At 64.8% G+C, this 19,629-nt stretch carries 20 protein-coding genes; 11 read left to right on the top strand and 9 right to left on the bottom strand.

What is annotated here, in order from left to right:
- The first annotated feature begins 79 nt into the window (after window positions 1-79).
- Window positions 80-1,222 carry a patatin-like phospholipase family protein gene (locus LOY51_RS07030; RefSeq protein ID WP_125857771.1) on the top strand — a complete coding sequence of 381 codons (1,143 nt, stop codon included), beginning with the start codon at window positions 80-82 and terminating at the stop codon, window positions 1,220-1,222.
- Window positions 1,223-1,450: 228 nt separating this feature from the next.
- On the opposite strand, the gene LOY51_RS07035 is transcribed toward LOY51_RS07030, so the two are convergent.
- Together LOY51_RS07035 and mlaY are read right to left on the bottom strand one after the other, a co-directional pair.
- On the bottom strand, window positions 1,451-2,266 hold the full coding sequence (locus LOY51_RS07035; protein WP_190306036.1) for an MlaA family lipoprotein: 816 nt from the start codon (window positions 2,264-2,266) through the stop codon (window positions 1,451-1,453).
- Complete coding sequence (mlaY, locus tag LOY51_RS07040; protein WP_125857773.1) at window positions 2,259-3,557, bottom strand: lipid asymmetry maintenance lipase MlaY; 1,299 nt, start codon at window positions 3,555-3,557, stop codon at window positions 2,259-2,261. Before mlaY ends, LOY51_RS07035 begins: the two co-directional genes overlap by 8 nt.
- A gap of 219 nt (window positions 3,558-3,776) precedes the next feature.
- Between mlaY and LOY51_RS07045 the strand changes: the two genes are divergently transcribed.
- The gene (locus LOY51_RS07045) at window positions 3,777-4,130 is read left to right on the top strand and encodes a hypothetical protein (protein ID WP_258645404.1); all 354 of its coding nucleotides are present in this window, start codon (window positions 3,777-3,779) and stop codon (window positions 4,128-4,130) included.
- Between the two features lie 45 nt (window positions 4,131-4,175).
- Here LOY51_RS07045 and LOY51_RS07050 read toward each other — a convergent pair whose 3' ends face one another.
- Both LOY51_RS07050 and moaA read right to left on the bottom strand, forming a co-directional pair.
- A complete protein-coding gene (locus tag LOY51_RS07050) occupies window positions 4,176-5,075 on the bottom strand; it encodes a bestrophin family protein (protein ID WP_258645406.1) in 900 nt (299 codons plus the stop codon).
- A 22-nt stretch (window positions 5,076-5,097) separates the two neighbouring features.
- Window positions 5,098-6,102 (bottom strand): GTP 3',8-cyclase MoaA, encoded by a 1,005-nt coding sequence (gene moaA, locus LOY51_RS07055; RefSeq protein WP_110996250.1) that lies wholly within the window; start codon window positions 6,100-6,102, stop codon window positions 5,098-5,100.
- A gap of 315 nt (window positions 6,103-6,417) precedes the next feature.
- Here moaA and LOY51_RS07060 point away from each other — a divergent pair, with 315 nt between their 5' ends.
- Entirely contained in the window at window positions 6,418-8,745 is a 2,328-nt protein-coding gene (locus LOY51_RS07060) for an FdhF/YdeP family oxidoreductase (protein WP_258645408.1), read from the top strand.
- 209 nt (window positions 8,746-8,954) lie between these two features.
- On the opposite strand, the gene LOY51_RS07065 is transcribed toward LOY51_RS07060, so the two are convergent.
- The gene (locus LOY51_RS07065; protein ID WP_125463055.1) at window positions 8,955-9,413 is read right to left on the bottom strand and encodes an Lrp/AsnC family transcriptional regulator; all 459 of its coding nucleotides are present in this window, start codon (window positions 9,411-9,413) and stop codon (window positions 8,955-8,957) included.
- Between the two features lie 153 nt (window positions 9,414-9,566).
- Here LOY51_RS07065 and LOY51_RS07070 point away from each other — a divergent pair, with 153 nt between their 5' ends.
- A complete protein-coding gene (locus tag LOY51_RS07070) occupies window positions 9,567-10,742 on the top strand; it encodes a trans-sulfuration enzyme family protein (RefSeq protein ID WP_125857776.1) in 1,176 nt (391 codons plus the stop codon).
- Window positions 10,743-10,842: 100 nt separating this feature from the next.
- Here LOY51_RS07070 and LOY51_RS07075 read toward each other — a convergent pair whose 3' ends face one another.
- Complete coding sequence (locus LOY51_RS07075) at window positions 10,843-11,079, bottom strand: DUF465 domain-containing protein (protein WP_125463057.1); 237 nt, start codon at window positions 11,077-11,079, stop codon at window positions 10,843-10,845.
- A gap of 116 nt (window positions 11,080-11,195) precedes the next feature.
- On the opposite strand from LOY51_RS07075, the gene LOY51_RS07080 reads away from it, so the two are divergent.
- The 5 genes from LOY51_RS07080 to LOY51_RS07100 all read left to right on the top strand — a co-directional run bounded on the left by LOY51_RS07080 (window position 11,196) and on the right by LOY51_RS07100 (window position 15,990).
- Window positions 11,196-11,564: a 5-carboxymethyl-2-hydroxymuconate Delta-isomerase gene (locus LOY51_RS07080; RefSeq protein ID WP_125857778.1), complete on the top strand. Its 369-nt coding sequence runs from the start codon at window positions 11,196-11,198 to the stop codon at window positions 11,562-11,564.
- A 160-nt stretch (window positions 11,565-11,724) separates the two neighbouring features.
- Window positions 11,725-13,362: a phosphoethanolamine transferase gene (locus LOY51_RS07085; RefSeq protein WP_258645411.1), complete on the top strand. Its 1,638-nt coding sequence runs from the start codon at window positions 11,725-11,727 to the stop codon at window positions 13,360-13,362.
- 196 nt (window positions 13,363-13,558) lie between these two features.
- Entirely contained in the window at window positions 13,559-14,692 is a 1,134-nt protein-coding gene (gene rnd / locus LOY51_RS07090; protein WP_125463060.1) for a ribonuclease D, read from the top strand.
- Complete coding sequence (locus LOY51_RS07095; RefSeq protein WP_125857780.1) at window positions 14,689-14,982, top strand: YcgL domain-containing protein; 294 nt, start codon at window positions 14,689-14,691, stop codon at window positions 14,980-14,982. Before rnd ends, LOY51_RS07095 begins: the two co-directional genes overlap by 4 nt.
- A gap of 75 nt (window positions 14,983-15,057) precedes the next feature.
- Window positions 15,058-15,990, top strand: a complete 933-nt coding sequence (locus LOY51_RS07100; protein WP_258645415.1) for a D-2-hydroxyacid dehydrogenase — start codon at window positions 15,058-15,060, stop codon at window positions 15,988-15,990.
- A gap of 73 nt (window positions 15,991-16,063) precedes the next feature.
- Here the strand turns inward: LOY51_RS07100 and LOY51_RS07105 are convergent, their stop codons facing one another.
- Window positions 16,064-16,657, bottom strand: a complete 594-nt coding sequence (locus LOY51_RS07105; protein WP_125463063.1) for a nitroreductase family protein — start codon at window positions 16,655-16,657, stop codon at window positions 16,064-16,066.
- 145 nt (window positions 16,658-16,802) lie between these two features.
- On the opposite strand from LOY51_RS07105, the gene LOY51_RS07110 reads away from it, so the two are divergent.
- Window positions 16,803-17,252, top strand: a complete 450-nt coding sequence (locus tag LOY51_RS07110) for a YcgN family cysteine cluster protein (RefSeq protein ID WP_125463064.1) — start codon at window positions 16,803-16,805, stop codon at window positions 17,250-17,252.
- A 42-nt stretch (window positions 17,253-17,294) separates the two neighbouring features.
- Window positions 17,295-18,503, top strand: coding sequence for a hypothetical protein (locus LOY51_RS07115; protein WP_258645418.1), 1,209 nt, complete (start codon window positions 17,295-17,297; stop codon window positions 18,501-18,503).
- Window positions 18,504-18,612: 109 nt separating this feature from the next.
- On the opposite strand, the gene LOY51_RS07120 is transcribed toward LOY51_RS07115, so the two are convergent.
- Together LOY51_RS07120 and LOY51_RS07125 are read right to left on the bottom strand one after the other, a co-directional pair.
- Window positions 18,613-19,083 carry an RNA methyltransferase gene (locus LOY51_RS07120; protein ID WP_046856681.1) on the bottom strand — a complete coding sequence of 157 codons (471 nt, stop codon included), beginning with the start codon at window positions 19,081-19,083 and terminating at the stop codon, window positions 18,613-18,615.
- A gap of 72 nt (window positions 19,084-19,155) precedes the next feature.
- A complete protein-coding gene (locus LOY51_RS07125; RefSeq protein WP_110992478.1) occupies window positions 19,156-19,521 on the bottom strand; it encodes a YajD family HNH nuclease in 366 nt (121 codons plus the stop codon).
- Between the last annotated feature and the right edge of the window lie 108 nt (window positions 19,522-19,629).

The raw sequence follows: 19,629 nt of genomic DNA on the forward strand, positions 1-19,629 counted from the left end.
AGATCGCGGGGCAAGCCCGCTCCCACAGGCCTGTCGTGGGAGCGGGCTTGCCCCGCGATAGCGACTCCAGGAAGGAACCATGACCCCCACCACCGGCCTGATCCTCTCCGGCGGCGGCGCCCGCGCCGCCTACCAGGTCGGCGTGCTCGCCGGCATCGCCGAACTGCTGCCGCCTGGCGCGGCCAACCCGTTCCCGGTGATCGTCGGCACCTCCGCCGGCGCCATCAACGCGGTCAAGCTGGCCAGCGGCGCCACCCGCTTCGCCGAATCGGTGCAGCACCTGACCGCCTTCTGGCAAAACTTTCGCAGCCACCTGGTACTGCGCAGCGACTGGCCCGGGGTGATCCGCCAGGCCAGCCGTTTCGTCGGCCACAGCCTGCTGGGCCTGGGCGGCCAGGTGCCGGTGGCACTGCTCGACAGCCGCCCGCTGCGCAAACTGCTGCACCAGCACCTGGACCTGGACGGCATTGCCCATTCCCTGGCCGCCAACCAGTTGCGCGCCATCGCCGTGACCGCCTTCGGTTATGAGTCCGGCCAGGCGGTGACCTTCTATCAGGGCCGCGACACCATCGAGCCCTGGCTGCGTCACCGACGCATCGGCATGCCTACGCCGCTGACCATCGACCATCTGTTGGCCAGCTCCGCCATCCCGCTGCTGTTCGCCCCGGTGCGGCTCGGCGAGGAGTTTTTTGGCGACGGTGCGGTACGTCAGTCGGCGCCGATCAGCCCGGCCCTGCACCTGGGGGCCAGCCGCGTGCTGGTGGTGGGCGTCAGTGGCAACCCACAGCGCCCGGCGCCGCCGTTGCCCACCCAGCGGGTGTTCAGCGGCCAGCAGCCGAGCCTGGCGCAGATCGGCGGGCACATGCTCAACAGCACCTTCATCGACAGCCTCGAAGACGACATCGAGTTGCTGCAACGCCTCAACCACCTCAGCCATATGTTGCCAGCGCACCTCGATGCACGGCGCCTGGGGCTGGCACCGATCGAGGTGCTGGTGGTGGCGCCAAGCCAGCCGCTGGACGAGATTGCCGCGCGGCACCGGCGCGACTTGCCGGCGGCGCTGCGGCTGTTCCTGCGCGGGCCGGGGGCGACCAAAACCAGCGGGGCGGGGGTGCTCAGCTACCTGCTGTTCGAGGCGAGCTATTGCAGCGAGCTGATCGAACTGGGGCGCAAGGATGCCTTGGCCAAGAAGCGCGAGTTGTGCCAGTTCCTGGGGATCTGACAAAGTATCGCGGGGCAAGCCCGCTCCCACATGGATCGCGCTAACTTCGAGGCAGCATCGTACCTGTGGGAGCTGGCTTGCCAGCGATGAGGCCAGCACTGACAACATAAGACAGTTGCTCCCACCCTCTGTACTGCCCCCAAGAGTTGGATTGGTTTCCAACTTTTTGTGAGGAGTCCAGAACGTGGGAGCGGCGGTGCGCCGCTGCGACTTGCCCCGCGATGATGCTTACTCGGCGATCTGCAACTTGCGCGCCTGGGTGTACACGTACCGCAGCTTTTCATACTCGAACGGCGAGTTGGTCTGGCCATAGCTGAAGTTGGTGCTGTTGCGCTTGTCGATGGCCCGCATCAGCGTGATTTCCGGGTGCTCTTCGGCAGACTCCGGCACGTCCAGGTAATTGACCGCCTGCTCGCCCACGTAATCCACCACCAGCCCGGTGGTGTCGCGCAGGTTTGACGGCCCGAGGATCGGCAGCATGATGTACGGCCCTTCCGGGACGCCATAGAAGCCAAGCGTCTGGCCAAAGTCCTCGCTCTGGCGCGGCAGCCCCATGCTGGTCGCCGGGTCCCACAGCCCGCCGACACCGAGGATGGTGTTGAACATCAGCCGCGCGGTGATTTGTGCCGAGCGCTTGGCCTTGAGCTGGAACACGCTGTTGAACAGGTTCGGCACATCGCCCAGGTTGTTGAAGAAGTTGTTCACCCCGGTGCGCACGAAGCTTGGGGTGATGTAGCGGTAGCCATCGACCACCGGCAGGAACACCCACTGGTCGAAGCGGTAGTTGAAGTGATAGATGCGCCGGTTCATCGCTTCCAGCGGGTCATAGATGTTCAACGCCGCCAGGGTCGAGCGCTCGAACTCGCGCTGGTCCAGGCCCGGGTTGAACTTGAGTTCGCGCAGCGGATCGAGGAACCCATCGGGTTCTGCGGTGAGGGCCGGGGCCTTGTCGGCCTCGACCACGCTGGCCCGGGGCGCGACTTCCTCGGCCAGGGCGCAGCTGCTGGCGAGTATGGCTGTGACGAGCAGCAATCGGTTAACCACGGAAGAACTCCAGCATGGCGTCGCTGTTGACGCGGTAATTGAGGTTGCCGCAGTGGCCGCCATGGGGGTACAGGGTCAGGCGCTCGCCGAACACCCGGCGCAGGAAACCGATGTCGCCGGGGCCGAGGATCACGTCGTCGGCGTTGTGCATCACGGCGATCTTCGGGCTGTCGTGCAGGTAGTCGGCGAGGGCGTACAGGCTGACCTGGTCGATCAGCTGCAGCAGGCTGTTGCCGTCGGTGCGCGCGCGCCACATGGGGATCACCTGCTCGGTCAGGTAACAGTCGAAATCGCACTGCAGGGCACGCTTGAAGAACGGCGTGAGGCTGGTGGTTTCGGTGATCGGGTACTTCGGCGGAATGATCAGGCCGCGGCGGTTGATCAGGTCGGAGGTGAAGGCGATGTCGGCTGCCGAGAAGCGGAACGAGGTGCCGATCAGCATGGCCATCTGTTCGTTGGACAGGTGCTGGCGCGACTGCTGGAAGTCGTACAGCAAGGCTTCGTTGAGGTCGATGTAGCCCTTGTCCTGGAAGTAGCGGGTGAGCTTTTCCAGCATCAGTTCGTAGAACGTGGTGCTTTTGTCGATGCCCTTGACCCGGGTCTGCACCAGTTTGTCCAGGTTGCTGATCGAGGTGTACAGGTTGACCGGCGGGTTGAGCAGCAGCACGCGCTTGAAGTTGAAGCTGCGCCGGGTTTCGTCCAGCTTGCTGACGAAGGCTGCATCCAGCGCCCCCAGGCTGTAGCCCGTCAGGTAGTACTCGCTGACCGGCAGGCGCGGGTGCTGAGCGCGCACCGCCTGCATCACCCGGTACAGGTCCTTGGCATCCTCGGCGCTCACGCCAGGCGTGGCGAAGCGCGAGGCCGCGCTCATGAAGTCGTAGCTGGTCGGCGAGGACAGCTGCACCACGTGGTAGCCGGCCTGATAGAACAGTTTTTTCAGGTATTCGTTGATCGAGCTGAAGTAGGGCGCGCCGGTACCGGCGATCAGGAAGATCAGCGGCGCCTCGTGGTCCTGCCTGGCCAGGCGGTAGCGCAGTTTCTTCACTGACCAGAAGTTGTCCGGCAGGGTGAACTCGCGTTCCGGGCGCAGGGTGAGGCTGTAGTCGTCCTGGTTGATTTCATCGTCACTGGGCAGCGTCGGGCGTTGCTCAGGCGGGGTGGTGGCGATGGTCGCCTCGAACGGGTTGGTCAATGGGTAGCCGTAGCTCGCGGCATCGATATCCCGCGCCGAAGCGGCCGCAGCCATGAGCAGGCCGCCAAGCAGCGCGGCGAGGCGCAAAGATCGAAGCATGTAGTCCCCCAGAAAAACGCAAGGTCGTGCAGTTTGTACGCAGGCTAGGACCATGGTCGGCACGGCAAAGTTGCCTGCCGTTCATACCTTTGTCGCACCAGATGTTGTTGTCCACGGCAATGTCTGTGTTGTGCAACATAGCCGCTGGGCCATGATTTTGCCTTACATCGGCCCGTGAGCGATCATTCACGCTTTCGATTGCCGCTATTGGAGAACCGGATGTCCCGTTCGTGGCCGCTCATTGCCTTGCTGCTGTTCCTGCCCCTGTGGCTGGCCGCCAGTTATGGCGTGCGTTATGGCTTGATGGAAGCGCCCCAGTGGGTCGGCTTGTGCTCGCAGCCGGGGGAGATCTGGCAGTGCCAGGTGCGCTCGCTGCTGGGCTTGGGCATTCATTTCCAGGTGATCGCCTGGAGCGCGTTGGGGCTGGCGCTGGTCGCCCAGTTGGCTCCGGGCCGCCTGGGTCGGCGGCTTGCACTGCTGGCGCTGGTGTTCGGGCTGCCGGCGCTGGTGCTGTACACCGCGAGCATCGCGGTGTTCGCGGTGGTCCTGGCAGGCTTGCGCTTGGTCAGGTGATTACCGGCTTGCTGGGTCGGGCTTGGAGGGTGGCGGGCTGAAACCTCAACTCAGCACGTGTTCCACCGGCTCCAATGCCGGCGGCAAAGGCTCATGCCCCAGCGCCGCCAGCACATCGCGCTCGAGGGTGCGCACCAGCGCATCGGTCGGCAGGTCGTTCTCATCCCGGCCGAACGGGTCTTCCAGCTCGTTGCCAATGGCATCCAGGCCGAAGAAGGTGTAGCTGACGATGGTGGTGAACAGCGGCGCCAGCCAGCCCAGCGGTTCGGCCAGGGCGAACGGCAGCAGCAGGCAGAAGATATAGATGGTGCGGTGCAGCAGCAGAGTGTAGGGGAATGGCAGAGGCGTACCCTTGATCCGCTCGCAGGTGGCCTGCACATCCGTCAACCCCGACAGGCGCTGTTCCAGGGTGGTGTAACGGAACTCGCTGATCAGCTGTTGCTGCGCCAGTCGTGAACATTGCGCGCCGATGTCCTGCAGGATTCCGTTGCACAGATTGTGCGGGGTCAGCGGCGCCTGCTCGGCCAGCCAGGGGCAGGCGGCGCGCAGTTCGTCCTCGTTGCGCAGCCGGGCATTCAGGGCGTGGGCAAAACCGCACAGGCTGCGCAACATCGCCGAGCGCAGTTGCGCATCCTCGATCACCACGCTTTCACGCACGAACGAACGCACCTCGATGATCATCCGCCCCCAGGCCTTGCGTCCTTCCCACCAACGGTCGTAGCAGGCGTTGTTGCGAAAACTCATGAAGATCGACAGTGACAGCCCGAGCAGGGTGAACGGGGTGGCGCTGACCGGGTAGAACAACGCCGGGTAGTGCCGCTCGATGAGCACGATCAGTGCGGCCAGCAGGGTGACCATCAGGCAGCGCAACGCGATGCGCTTGACGATCGAGCCCTTGAGGGTGAACAGCACGCGCAGCATGTCGGGGCGGGAGTGGACGATCAAGAGGGGTTCCCGAGGCGGTCGTTCAGCCGCCGGTCATGTTCATGAAACGCAGGATCTGCACCTCGCCACCCACTTCGAAGTGGTGGCGCCAGGGCTTGAGCTGCATGGCCTCGCGGATGGCCTTGTCCAAGCGGGCACTGTCGCCGGGGTGCTGGCGCAGCACCTGCTTGAGGTCCAGCGAGTGCTCGTTGCCCAGGCACAGCAGCAGGCGGCCTTCGACGGTCAGGCGCACGCGGTTGCAGGTGGCGCAGAAGTTGTGGCTGTGGGGCGAGATGAAGCCTACCCGGGTGTTCGGCGCTTCGGCCAGGCGCCAGTAGCGGGCTGGGCCTTGGGAGGATTCGGCCGATTCGATCAGGCTGAAGTGCCCGGCCAGGCGCTCGCGCACATCGTCGCTGGAGCAGTAGGACTCGCCGCGCTGGTGTTCGCTGATCACCCCCAGGGGCATTTCCTCGATGAACGAGATGTCCAGCTCGCGGTCGATGGCGAAGCGCACCAGGTCGACGATCTCGTCGTCGTTGCGGCCCTTGAGCACCACGGCGTTGAGCTTGGTGCGACGAAAACCGGCGGCGCGCGCGGCATCGATGCCGGCGATCACCTGGTGCAGGTCACCGGTGCGGGTCAGGGCGCGGAAGCGCTCGGGGTCGAGGCTGTCGAGGCTGATGTTCAGGCGCGACACGCCGGCATCGAACAGCGGCTGGGCCAGGCGGCCGAGCTGCGAGCCATTGCTGGTCAGGCACAGCTCACGCAGGCCGGGCAGGGCGGCGATACGTTCGCAGAGCCCGACGATGCCCTGGCGAACCAGGGGCTCACCGCCGGTCAGGCGGATCTTGCGGGTGCCCAGGGCGACGAAGCGTTCGGCCACCTGGTAGAGCTCTTCGAGGCTGAGGATCTGCTGGCGCGGCAGGAACTGCATGTCCTCGGCCATGCAGTAGACGCAGCGGAAATCGCAACGATCGGTGACCGACATCCGCAGGTAGTCGACCTTGCGGTTGAAACCGTCGATCAGGGCCTGGGGGTTTTGTTCCACGTTGGCGCTCGAGAGGGTTGGGGCTATGCAATCCAAGCTATCGCCTGGGGCCAGACCCGTCAAATTGCTTTCCCTGACCGCTTGATCAATGGCCTCTATCAAGGGTCAAGCAGATGCGCGCACGGTACTCTCGTGGGAGCGGGCTTACCCCGCGAAAGGTCTATTACAGACACCTGAAACCCATGATCGACACCGCCTATCACCCCGTCAGACATTTCGATTGGACGCCCCCACACCACCCTCCATAGGCTGGAAAAAAGCAGCGGGCAACGTGATCCGCCGCACCTTTACCATGCCCGCGTGAGGATTGACCGCATGAGCCAGGACGAACACATCAGGGACTACAAGGGGCCGGCCGCCGGCTGGGGCGCGCTCAAGAGCGTGACCAAGAGCTGGCTGGGCAGCGAGAACGCCTTCAAGAACCTGCGGGCCATGCTCAAGACCAACCAGAACGGCGGCTTCGACTGCCCCGGTTGCGCCTGGGGCGAGTCGCCGGAAAGCGACATGGTCAAGTTCTGCGAGAACGGCGCCAAGGCGGTCAACTGGGAAGCCACCGGCCGCTCGGTGGACCCGGCTTTCTTCGCCAAGTACAGCGTCAGCGCGCTGCTGGAACAGACCGACTACTGGCTCGAGTACCAGGGCCGGCTGACCCACCCGATGCGCTATGACGCGGCCAGCGATCACTATGTCGAAACCAGCTGGGACGAGGCCTTCGCCCTGATCGGCCAGCACCTGAACAGCCTCGAGTCGCCCGATCAGGCCGAGTTCTACACCTCGGGCCGGGCCAGCAACGAGGCGGCGTTCCTCTACCAGCTGTTCGTCCGCGCCTACGGCACCAACAACTTCCCCGACTGCTCGAACATGTGCCATGAAGCCAGTGGCGTGGGCATGGCCGAGACCCTCGGCGTGGGCAAGGGCACCGTGGTGTTCCATGACCTGGAGCTGGCCGACGCGATCTTCGTCATCGGCCAGAACCCCGGCACCAACCACCCGCGCATGCTCGAACCGCTGCGTGAGGCGGTCAAGCGCGGCGCCCAGGTGGTGTGCTTCAACCCACTCAAGGAGCGCGGGCTGGAACGCTTCCAGCACCCGCAGCACCCGCTGGAGATGCTCAGCAACGGCTCCGAGTCCACCAGTACCGCGTACTTCCGCCCGGCGCTGGGCGGCGACATGGCGGCCATGCGTGGCATCGCCAAGTACCTGTTGCAGTGGGAACGCGAAGCGCAGCTCAACCATGAGCCGGCGGTGTTCGACCATGCCTTCATCGCCGAGCACACCAGTGGTGTCGAGGCTTACCTGGCCGTGGTCGAGGCCACGCCCTGGGACCATATCGTCGAGCAGTCCGGCCTGACCAAGGCCGAGATCGAGCTGGCGGCGCGCATGTACCGCAAGGCCGAGCGGGTGATCATGTGCTGGGCCATGGGGGTGACCCAGCACCGCCACTCGGTGGCGACCGTGCAGGAAATCGTCAACCTGCAACTGCTGCGCGGCAACGTCGGCAAACCCGGTGCCGGCCTGTCACCGGTACGCGGCCACAGCAACGTGCAGGGCGACCGCACCATGGGCATCGACGAAAAACCCAAGGCGCAACTGCTCGACGCCCTGGAAAAGCGCTTCCAGTTCAAGGTGCCGCGTGCCCATGGCGACAACGCCGTGCTGGCGATCAAGGCCATGGAGGAGGGGCGGGCCAAGGTGTTCGTCGCCCTGGGCGGCAACTTCGCCCAGGCCACCCCGGACACGCCACGCACCCACGCGGCGTTGCGCAACTGCGCGCTGACCGTGCAGATCTCCACCAAGCTCAACCGTTCGCACCTGGTCACCGGGCGCGACGCGCTGATCCTGCCGTGCCTGGGCCGTACCGAGATCGATAGCCAGGCCGAGGGCCCGCAAGGGGTGACGGTCGAAGACACCTTCAGCATGGTGCACATCTCCCATGGCCAGCTGAAGCCGCGCTCGCCGCACCTGCGCTCGGAGCCGGCGATCGTTGCCGGCATGGCCAAGGCCACCCTGGGCAACATGCCGATCGATTGGGAATACGCGATTGCCGACTATGGCCGCATCCGCAGCATGATTGCCGATGTGATTCCGGGCTTTGCCGATTTCAACGAGCGCTTGCAGCATCCGGGCGGTTTCCACCTGGGCAACAACGCGGCGGACCGCACCTTCCGTACCGCCACCGGCAAGGCGCGCTTCACCCCGAGCCTATTGCCCGAGCAACTGGTCAACGACCAGGTGCTGGCCCGTGGCGACAAGCCCGACCTGATTCTGCAGACCCTGCGCTCCCACGATCAGTACAACACCACCCTGTACGGGCTGGATGACCGCTATCGCGGGGTGTTTGGCCTGCGCGAAGTGGTGTTCGTCAACGAGGCCGATATCCGCCGCCTGGGTTTCGAGCCGGGCGAGCAGGTGGACCTGGTGTCGTTGTGGGCGGATGGTCGCGAGCGGCGGGTGTCGGGGTTCCGCCTGGTGGCCTATGACGTGCCCGAGGGGCAGGCGGCGGCGTACTACCCGGAGACCAACCCGTTGGTGCCGTTGGAGAGTTATGGCGAGGGCACTTACACGCCAACCTCGAAGTTCGTCGCGATCAAACTGGAGAAGGCCAGCGCGGGGAACCGGATCGCGGCGGCAGTGGCTGATTGATCGGTTGCCGGTCAGGGCCTCATCGCCGGCAAGCCGGCTCCCACAGGCGTAATGCGAACCACTGTGGGAGCCGGATCGCGGCGGCAGTGGCTGACTGATCGGTTGCCGGTCAGGGCCTCATCGCCGGCAAGCCGGCTCCCACAGGGATAATGCGAACCCCTGTGGGAGCCGGCTTGCCGGCGATGAGGTCGGGCCTGCAGGCAGCGAAATCAGCGGCTCACCGGATACGCCGTGGTGTACTTCATCTGCTCCATGGCAAAGCTCGAGGTGATGTTCGACAGCCCGTCGGTGCTGGTGATCAGTTTCTTGTAGAAGCGGTCGTAGGCGGCGATGTCGCCTACCACTACCCGCAGCATGTAGTCCCAGTCGCCGGACATGCGGTACACCTCCATCACCTCCTCGAACGCGGTCACCGTGGCGGCGAACTGCGCCAGCCAGGCGCTGTCGTGGCGCTGGGTCTTGAGCTGGACGAACACCGTCAGGCCCAGGCCCAGGCGCTGGGGGTCGAGCAGGGCGACGCGGCCGCGGATATAACCTTCGTCCTCCAGGCGCTTGACCCGCTTCCAGCAGGGGGTTGTGGTCAGGTTGACCGCTTCGGCCAGGTCCTTGAGGGAGATCGAGGCGTCGCGCTGGAGCAGGGTGAGGATGTGCTGGTCGAAACTGTCCATGTCGCTGTTGGGCTCCAGGCGAGAAAAAGTTTCCCGAGATTAGCCGTTGGCGGTGCAGCTTGGAATCGCTATGGGACGCATAAGGTAATAATGTTCTGGCTGGCGCCGGTCGCTGGCGGATATGAGATAGTTGCGCTTTTCCACCCTTAGTCAATGGACCCGACCATGTCCGAAAAGCCGCGCAATTTCGCCACCCGCACCATCCACGCCGGCGAGCAGTCCAGCGTTGCCGACAACGCCATTTTCCCGGCCATCGTCACCTCCAGCTCGTTCATCAAGCGTGGCCTGGACGACAACCCCGAATACGCCTACAGCCGGGTCAGCAACCCCACCCGGCATGCCTATGAAACCTGCGTGGCGGCCCTGGAGGAGGGTGTCGGCGCGGTGGCCTGTGCTTCTGGCGTCAGCGCTACGGCCACGGTGCTCGAGCTGCTGTCCAAGGATGCCCACGTGGTGGTGATGAACGGCGTCTACGGCGGCACCTTCCGCCTGCTGGAAGACTACCGCGGGCGCACCTCGGGCCTGACCACCACCTACGTCGACCTCAACGACGTCGAGGCCGTGGCCGCGGCGATTCGCCCGAACACGCAACTGATCTGGATCGAGTCGCCGACCAACCCCTTGCTGCACCTGGTCGATATCAAGGCGGTCTGCGACCTGGCCCGCGCGCGCGGGATCATGACCTGCATCGACAACACCTTCTGCTCGCCGTGGAACCAGCAGCCGATCACATTGGGCGTGGACCTGGTGATGCACTCGGCGAGCAAGTACATCGGCGGCCACTCCGACCTCACCGGCGGCGTGGTGGTGGCGGCCAACGACGAACTGCTGGGGCGCCTGCGCAAGATCAGCATGGCGGTGGGGGCGATCCAGGGGCCGTTCGATTGCTACCTGGCGCTGCGCGGGCTGAAGACCCTTGACGTGCGCATGGAGCGCCAGAGCGCCAACGCACTGCGCGTGGCGCAGTACCTGGAAAGCCATCCGCAGGTCGAGCAGGTGTATTACCCAGGGTTGGAGAGCCATCCGCAGCATGAATTGTGCAAGCGCCAGATGCGCACCGGCGGGGCCGTGGTGGCCATTCGCATCAAGGGTGACCGGGCTGCGGTCAACCGCCTGGTCGAGGCGCTGCAGATCTTCGTCCTGGCCGATTCGCTGGGCGGCGTGGAGAGCATGATCAACCATTCCTGGAGCATGTCGCACAACTCGCTCAGCCCTGAGCAGAAGGGCGTGATGGGCATCAGCGAGAACCTGGTGCGGTTGTCGATGGGGATCGAGGACTATCGGGATCTGATCGAGGACCTGGATATGGCGCTCAAAGCGTCCGCTTAAGGGCTGATAACGTCATCGCGGGGCAAGCCCGCTCCCACGCACGTGGGAGCGGGCTTGCCCCGCGATCATTTTGAAGGGTTTACCCGGTTATCCGGGGTGTTCAGGACTTGGGCGGATGGACGATCCGTTCAATCTTGTCCTTGATCAGCAGCCGCTCCTTGCGTAACAGGTTGACCTTGTCGTCGGCGCTGCCGTTGCCTTCGGCAGCCACCACTTCCTTGTCCTTGGCGTTGTAGTCCTTGTGCAGCTTGTGCAGGTCCTGATTCTTGTCGATCAGGGCCTGGAACTGGTCGGCGCTAACGTGCAGGTCTGCGAGCAAATCGTGCGGAACTGGCATTTCTTCACCTCTTTCAGGGTTGGCGAACGGGCCTGAACCATGAGGATAGCCGCCTTTGCCCCAATGGGGGACTGGGTTAGGCTGTCGCACACCCTCCCTTGACCGGAACCTGCGCCATGCCTCACCTGAACCTGGAATACAGCGACAACCTGGGCGAACTCAACGTCGACCTGCTGTTGTTGCGCCTTAACCACGCCCTGGTGGGCAGCGGCCAGTTTGCCGACGAAGCCGACATCAAGAGCCGCGCCCAGGCCTTCGCCAAGTACCGGGTGGGCACCGCACCGGGTGAGCGTGCCTTCGCCCATGTACGCCTGGCGATGCTCAGCGGGCGCTCGGAGCAGGTGAAACAGCAGTTGTCGGGCAGCCTGCTCGCGGTGCTGCAGGAGGCGATCCCTGCCCAGGCCGGGCTGGATATCCAGCTGTGCGTGGAGGTGCTGGACATCGACCGTGAGCCCTATGCCAAGCTGCGTCTGCCGGCTGAATAAAAGCTGAATGAAACTTGTTTAATTGGTGAAAACTGCATTCCGACCAATTGTTACCAAGTTTTTCACAAAAAATTGATGCTAGCCTTCTTAGAGTTCGGCCAACTTCCCAAGGTGCCCGCCCGGGCACCCTGGCCGCTCATGAACTCTACCTGCGAATGCCATGCTCAACGTCAAATCCCTGCGGACTGAATGGGTCACGCTGCTGGCCAGCCTTTACCTGTTGATCGGCCTTAACACCTTCCTCTGGCAACACCTGCAAGCCATCGTGCCGCCCGGCATGGTGGGGCTGTGGCTGGGGCTGGCATTCGCCGTGCTGATGTTGTTCGCCTTCAATCTGATATTGACCTTGTTGGCATTCAAGTATGTGTTGAAACCGGTATTGATCCTGTTGTTCATGAGCGGCGCGGGCGTTGCCTACTTCATGAATCAATATGGCGTGCTGATCGATACCGGCATGTTCCGCAATGTGGCGGAAACCAACGTTGCGGAAGTTCGCGACCTGCTGTCGATCAAGTTTGCGCTGTATATCGTGCTGCTCGGCGTGCTGCCGTCGCTGTTGGTATGGAAGGCGAAAATCGCCTACCGCCCCTGGTACCGCGAAGTGCTGGGCAAATTGGTGGTGACGGGGGCCTGTGTGGCGGCGCTGGGCTCGGTGGCACTGGTCAACTACCAAGGGCTTGCATCGCTGTTTCGCAACCACCACGAACTGCGCCTGATGCTGACCCCGAGCAATATCGTCGGTGCGTCCATCGGTTATGTCAGCGAACAGTTGGGTACTGCATCACGGCCTTTCCAGCCATACGGCACGGATGCCCACCGCGATGCCGCCTGGCAGCACCATGAGCGCAAGTCGTTGACCGTGCTGGTGGTGGGTGAAAGTGCCCGCGCCGAGAACTTCGGCCTGCTTGGCTATGCCCGCGACACCACGCCGAACCTGGCCAAACAGCAGGGCCTGCTGAGTTTTACCGATGTGCACTCGTGCGGTACCGAAACCGCCGTGTCGGTGCCGTGCATGTTCTCCGGCATGACCCGCAAGGACTATGACGCCCGCGTGGCCAAGAACCGCGAAGGCCTGCTCGACATCCTCCAGCGCGCCGGCCTGGCCGTGCAGTGGCGTGACAACCAGTCCGGCTGCAAGGGCACCTGCGACCGCGTGCAGTTCATCGACGTGAGCAACCTTGCCGACCCGGCCCTGTGCGCCAACGGCGAGTGCCACGACGAGATCCTCCTGCAGGGCCTGGGCGAGCTGATCGACAACCTCGACAAGGACACCGTGCTGGTGCTGCACCAGATGGGCAGCCACGGCCCCGAGTATTTCAAACGCTACCCGACGGGCAGCGAGCCGTTCACCCCGGTGTGCCGCAGCAATGCGCTGAACCAGTGCAGCCAGGCGGAAATCGTCAACGGCTACGACAACACCCTGGCCTACACCGACAAGGTGCTTGGCTCGCTGATCGATACCCTGCGCAGCAAGCAGGACAAGGTCGACACGGCGATGATCTACCTGTCTGACCACGGCGAGTCGCTGGGTGAATACAACCTCTACCTGCACGGCACCCCCTACGTGATGGCGCCGGAGCAGCAGAAGCACGTGCCGTTGTTGACCTGGTTCTCCGACAGCTACCAGCAGGACTTCGGCCTGGACACCGACTGCCTGGCCAAGCTGCGCGACGCGCCACTGTCCCAGGACAACCTGTTCCACTCGATGCTCGGCCTGTTGCAGGTACGCACCGAGGTCTACCAGCAGTCGCTGGACATGTTCGCCAGCTGCCGGCCGTGGCTGGCGGCGGGGCGCTGAAGCAGGGTTTTAACGCCATCGCGGGGCAAGCCCGCTCCCACGACATAGCGCCGAGGCGTGGGAGCGGGCTTGCCCCGCGATGGCGTTAAAACCCGGTCACCGTCCGGGCAACCGCCCGGCACCATGGATGGCGCGAGGTTTCACCCCCAGGGGCCGCGCCGTATATACTGCGCGCCAATGTTAGTGGGAGAGCCTCGTGGCCATCGAAATTCACTGGATCCGTGACGACCAGACCCTGGCCGAGCACTGCCAAAGCTGGCGCGAACTGCCCTTCGTGGCGCTCGACACCGAATTCATGCGGGTCGACACCTTCTACCCGAAAGCCGGCCTGATCCAGGTGGGCGTCGGCGAGCACGCCTACCTTATCGACCCTCTGCTGATTGGTGACTGGCAGCCGCTGGCCGAGTTGCTCGACGACACGGCCGTGGTCAAGGTGCTGCACGCCTGCAGCGAAGACCTCGAAGTGCTGCTGCGCCTGACCGGCAAGCTGCCGCAGCCGCTGTTCGACACCCAGCTGGCCGCCGGTTACCTGAACATCGGTTTCTCCATGGGCTACTCGCGCCTGGTGCAGGAAGTCCTGGGGCTTGATCTGCCCAAGGGCGAGACCCGCTCCGACTGGCTGCAGCGCCCATTGTCCGATACCCAGGTGAGCTACGCCGCCGAGGATGCCGTGCACCTGGCCGAGCTGTTCAGCGCGCTGCGCCCGAAATTGTCCGACGACAAGTACGCCTGGGTCCTCGACGACGGCGCCGAGCTGGTCGCCGCGCTGCGCCGTGAAGTCGAGCCAGAGACCCTGTACCGCGACGTCAAGCTGGCCTGGAAGCTGGGCCCTCAGCAGTTGGCTGTGCTGCGCGAGCTGTGCGCCTGGCGCGAGCGCGAAGCCCGCAGCCGCGACGTACCGCGCAACCGTATCCTCAAGGAACACTCGTTGTGGCCCATGGCCAAGAGCCAACCCGGCAACCTGCCGGCCCTGGGCAAGATCGAAGAGATGCACCCGCGCACTATCCGCCAGGACGGCGAGTTCCTCATCCAGCTGATCAAGCGCGCCGCAGGCCTTCCCGCCGAACAGTGGCCGCAGCGCTTGCCTGAGCCGCTGCCGATCGAGGCCGCCGGCATTCTCAAGCGCCTGCGTGCCATCGGCCAGGCCGAAGGCGAGCGCCTGCAGATCGCCCCGGAGCTGATGCTGCGCAAGAAGACCCTCGAGGCCCTGCTCAAGAGCGGCTACCCCGACGGCCCCTATCAACTGCCCGATTCGCTGCGCGGCTGGCGTCGCGAGCGTATGGGCCAGGCCCTGCTGGACGACCTGGCAGGCGCCGGAGAAACTCAATGAAACGTATTTGCTCGATTTACAAGAGCCCACGCAAGAACGGCATGTACCTCTATGTGCTCAAGGCCGATGGCCTGGAGCGCGTTCCTGAAGGCCTGTTGCCGGTATTCGGCACGCCGATGCACGCCTTCGACCTGGTGCTGACCCCGGAGCGCAAGCTGGCCCGCGAGGACATCGTGAAAGTGCTGGAGAACCTCGACAACCAGGGTTACCACCTGCAGATGCCGCCGCCGGAAGAGGAGTACATCGAGCACCTGCCCGAAGAGTTGCTGCGCCGCAACGACCCGGTCTGATTCGGGCGCGCTCATCCTCATAGCTGCGGCCCGCCTGGCGGGCCGCTTTCGTTGTTTGCCAAGGTTGTGTTTCACATGCGCGTACTGATCGCTGAACAGGATCATGCCAACTACGCCCGCCTGCTCGGCGAGGCAGCACCGGACCTGGAAGTGCTGACCAGCGGCGACTCCGCTGAACTGGCGCGCTTCGCCGCCGACTGCCCGGTGTGGCTGGGCCAGCCGGACCTGCTGGCCAGCCTGCTGCGCCAGGGCCATAAACCTGAGTGGATGCAATCGACCTGGGCGGGCATCACCCCGCTGCTGGCCGATGCGCTGCCGCGTGACTACCGCCTGACCCGGGCGGTGGGCATCTTCGGCCAGGTGATGGCCGAGTACATGCTCACCTACATGCTGGTGCACGAGCGCGAAGTGTTGTCGCGCCTGGTCAGCCAGGTCGAGCGGCGCTGGGACGACCGCCCCGGGCGCAGCCTGGAAGGGCGCCGGGTACTGATCGTCGGCACGGGCGACATCGGCCAGCGGGTCGCCGAGTTTCTCGTGCCCTTTGGCGTGACCCTGTACGGCGTAGCCAGCACGGCTCGCGAGCAGGCGCCCTTCGTCGAGGTGGTCGGGCTCGACCAGTTGCCACGCATGGTCGGGCAGGCCGACTACGTGCTCAACCTGCTGCCCGACACCCCGGCTACCCACGATATCTACGATGCAGCGCTGTTCAAGTGCTTCCAGCCCAGCGCATTGTTCATCAACGCCGGGCGTGGCGCGGCGGTGGTCGATGCAGCCCTGGTCGAGGCGCTCAAGGAAGGCCATCTGGCCGGTGCGGTGATCGACGTCTGCCGGCAGGAGCCGTTGCCTGCGCGGCACCCGTTCTGGACCGCCTGGGGGCTGCTGCTGACCGGGCACAGCTCGGCGCCGACCTCGCCGCCGGCGATGGTGCGCTTGTTCGTCGAGAATGTGCGGGCCTATGCAGCGGGGCAGGGGTTGCGCGGCGAAGTGGATTTCGCCCGCGGGTATTAGCGAGGAGCTACAAGCTACAAGCGTCTGCGGATCGCTTTTTCTTGCAACTTGCAGCTTGCAGCTTGCAGCTGCTTTACAAGCTGAACTCACCCTCAGCCGCCAGCTCGCTCAGCGGCCGGCGCGGGCTCGGCACTTCGCGGGCCTGCAGGCCCTCGGCCAGGCTAGCCTTGTCGCCCAGCTTGCCGATCGCCACCATCGCGTGCAGCGCGTAGCCTTCGGGGATCTTCAGCTCGCTACGGGCCAGGTCCTGGTCGAAGCCGGCCATGCCATGGGTGTGCCAGCCGCTGATGCTGGCCTGCAGCGCCAGGTGGCCCCAGGCGGAACCGGTGTCGAAGGTGTGCCACAGCGCCGGCTTTTCTTCATCCGAGCCCGGTGCGGCGAAGGTGGTCTTGGAAATTACCAGCACCAGCGCCGAAGCCTGCTGCGCCCAGCTGCGGTTGAACTCGTTGAGGATGCCCAGGTAGCGCTCCCAGCTCGGCGTGTCGCGGCGCGCATAGAGGAAGCGCCAAGGCTGCGAGTTGTAGGCAGACGGCGCCCAGCGCGCGGCTTCGAGGAAGCTCAGCAGGGTCTCCTGGCTGATCGGCTCGGCGGTGAAGGCGCGAGGCGACCAGCGGTTGATGAACTGCTCGTTGATGGCGTAGTCGGCGATACGAGGGGTGGCGCTCATGGCTGCTCCTGCAGTGGGCGGGGTAAAGACCGCACGCTACTGCGTCCGGCAAGCACTGACAAGCGGTCTGGCGTTGCCGCCGGACAGCCTCTAGACTGGCGCCGCCGCGCGCCGCGGATTCAAGTTGATTGCAGGAATACGTGTGATGATCGCCGACAACGCGCCCTTCTGGCGGCGCAAGACCCTCGAAGAACTCGACTCGCGCGAGTGGGAGTCGCTGTGCGACGGCTGCGGCCTGTGCTGCCTGCAGAAGCTCGAGGACGAAGAAGACAACAGCGTCTATTACACGAGCATCGCCTGCAAATTGCTCGACCTCACCACCTGTCAGTGCAGCGACTACCCCAACCGCTTCGCCCAGGTGCCCGACTGCATCCAGCTCACCCCGGGCAAGGCCGACCAGTTCAAGTGGCTGCCGCCCACCTGCGGTTACCGCCTGGTCAGCGAGGGCAAAGACCTGCCGGCCTGGCATCACCTGGTCAGCGGCGACCGCGAGCAAGTTCACGAGCAGCGCATTTCCCGGTCCGGGCGCATGCTCAGTGAGAACGATGTGGATGAAGATGACTGGGAAGATCACCTGATTTTCCGCGCTGGTTGAATCGCCCGGGCTTTCGTCTCTGGGGAACAAGGAGTTTTCTGTATGCGTCGCCCGCTGTTGCTGCTGCTTGGCCTGCTGGCCAGTTCCCAGGTACTGGCGAAGAAAGTCGACCTCGATTACCAGGTGCGCCTGCTGCCGCAAAGCGGCCAGGCCGAAGTGCGCCTGACCCTGGCCGACGGTAGCGTGGTACGCAGCCTGGACTTTGACCTGGGCCAGAGCGGCGCCTACAGCGACTTCCTTGCCGACGGCCAGTGGCAGGCCCAGGGCGGCCGCGGTGTGTGGCGCCCGGCCCCCGGCAAGACCAGCCTCAGCTACCGGGTACTGCTCGATCAGGCGCAGCCTGGCGCCAGCCATGAGGCCCGGATCACCGCGCATTGGGCGTTGCTGCGCGGTGAGCAGCTGGTGCCGCCGGCGCGCCTTGACCAGCAGGACGGTACCGAACTGGTGGCGCGCCTGACCTTCGAGTTGCCCGCCGGCTGGAAGAGCGTGGAAACCGCCTGGCCGCGCATCGGCCGACAGAAATTCCGAATCGACGATGTTTCGCGCCTGTTCGACCGCCCCACGGGCTGGATGCTCGCCGGCAACCTCGGCAGCCGCCGTGCGCGCCTTGGCGAGACCGAGGTCACGGTTGCCGCGCCGCAGGGGCAGGGCATGCGCCGCATGGATACGCTGACCCTGCTGACCTTCGTCTGGCCGCAACTGCAGGCGGTGTTCCCGCGCAACCCGCCCAAGCTGCTGCTGGTCGGCGCCCGGGACGGCATGTGGCGCGGCGCCCTGGCCGGGCATAACTCGCTGTACCTGCACAGCGGCGCGCCGCTGATCAATGACAGCGGCGCCAGCCCGCTGCTGCGCGAAGTGGTGCAACTGTTCGCGCAGATCAACGACCGCGATGGCAGCGACTGGCTCGGCGAGAGCCTCACCGACTATTACGCCACCGAACTGCTGCGCCGGGCAGGCGGCATCAGCGATGACCGCTACCAGGCCTTGCAGGCCCGCTTGCACAAGCAGGGCGCCAAGGTGACCCAGCTCAAGGGCGCCAAGGCCGACCCCGCGCAAGTCGCCCGCGGGGTGTTGCTGTTGCAGGCGCTGGACCGCGAGATCCGCCTGCACAACCACGACAAGCGCTCGCTGGACGATGTGGCGCGGGCGCTGATGCGCCTGTCCAGCGTGAGCACCGAAGAGTTCGTGCAGATCAGCGAGAACGTGCTCGGGCGCCAGTCCGAGGTGTTGCAGAGCAAGCTGCTGCGCTAGAGTGAACTGGTCAAGTAATTTTGGACACCGGTTAAGGTTCATGCCGGCTCCCACAAGGTCCACGAAAACCCTGTGGGAGCCGGCTTGCCGGCGACAGGGCCAGACCTGCTTACTTGAACTTCGGCCCCGACCGGGTATTCAAGCCCTTGGCCATGCGGTCATACAGCACCACATTCACCGTCGCCGCCAGGTTCATGCAGCCCTGGGTCGGAATATAGATGGTCTCTTCGCACCACCCCCGCACATCCTCGCTCAGCGAGCCATCCTCAGGCCCGAAGATGTAGATCGCCCGATCCGGGTGGGTGTACTCCGGCAGCGGCCTGGCACCGTCCACCAGCTCCACCGCCACGGGCGTGCAACCCAGCGGGATGATGCGTTGCAGGTCGTCGATGCCGATCAGCGGAATGTCGTAGTGCACGCGCTTGGTGTCGGTGACGAAGTCGCGGGCGCGCTCGTAGCGCTTGCCGGTGTAGAACACCGAATTGACCCCGTAACAGCCTGCCGCACGCATCACCGAACCGACGTTCTCGGCGGATTTGGGGTTGAACAGGCCGATGCAGCTGTACCGTTTGTTCGCCACGAGTCGGGCCCTTCGCAAAAAAAGAGCGCGATTATACGGGGTCGCCGACGCGGTGGGGGCGGGAATCGACGTTCAGTCTTTCTTCAGCAGGCTGGCCAGCCCGGCGAACGGGTTATGGGTGGCCACGGCGGTTTTCGGCGAGCTCAGCGAGCCCTCGCTGAAATACTGCTGGTCGGTGTAGCGCGAATGCTCGTTGTCGTGGCAGTACAGGCACAGCAGCTCCCAGTTCGAGCCGTCCTGGGGGTTGTTGTCGTGGTTGTGGTCACGGTGGTGCACGGTCAGTTCCGACAGGCGCTTGCCGGAGAACTCGCGGGTGCAGCGGCCGCACACGTGGGGGTACATCTTCAGTGCCTTGTCGCGGTAGCCCATTTCCTTGTCGCGCTTGGCGTCGGCGAGGATGCGGTCGAGGCGGGCGGTGGCAGCGGAGGTGGAGCTCATGGTGTTACCTTTTTTCTGATCAGGCGAATGACGGTTATAGCGTCGAGTCTAGCGCGCCTGTGGCGTCAGCGGACAGGCAAAAACGCAAGGATCGGCCTAGCCTGTAGC

It is taken from the genome of Pseudomonas sichuanensis (genome assembly GCF_024749065.1).
Taxonomy (GTDB): domain Bacteria; phylum Pseudomonadota; class Gammaproteobacteria; order Pseudomonadales; family Pseudomonadaceae; genus Aquipseudomonas; species Aquipseudomonas sichuanensis.